General features: G+C 68.5%; 1 protein-coding gene. It reads left to right on the forward strand.

What is annotated here, in order from left to right; genetic code table 11:
- A partial coding sequence (locus EOD29_RS31935; protein ID WP_164763953.1) for a zinc-binding dehydrogenase occupies nucleotides 1–270 on the forward strand: 270 nt, incomplete at both ends.

The following is a 270-nucleotide window of genomic DNA, read 5'->3' on the forward strand; positions in this document are numbered from 1 at the left end:
ACGGGCAAGGCTTGTAGCCGGCGAGCGCGTTCTCGTCACCGGCGCTTCGGGCGGCGTCGGTTCAGCGATCATCCATCTCGCCCGCGCCCGCGGCGCCATCCCGATCGCGGTCGCAGGCCCCGGCAAGGAGGCGGCGATGATCGACATCGGCGCCGAAGCGGTAGTGACCCGCAGCAAGGGCGATCTTGTCGAGGCCGTCCATTCCGCAAGTGGTGGCCAGCCGATCGACGTCGTCGCAGATCTGGTCGGCGGACCGCTGTTCAACGATCT

This window comes from Mesorhizobium sp. M1A.T.Ca.IN.004.03.1.1 (assembly GCF_003997555.1).
Lineage (GTDB): Bacteria > Pseudomonadota > Alphaproteobacteria > Rhizobiales > Rhizobiaceae > Mesorhizobium.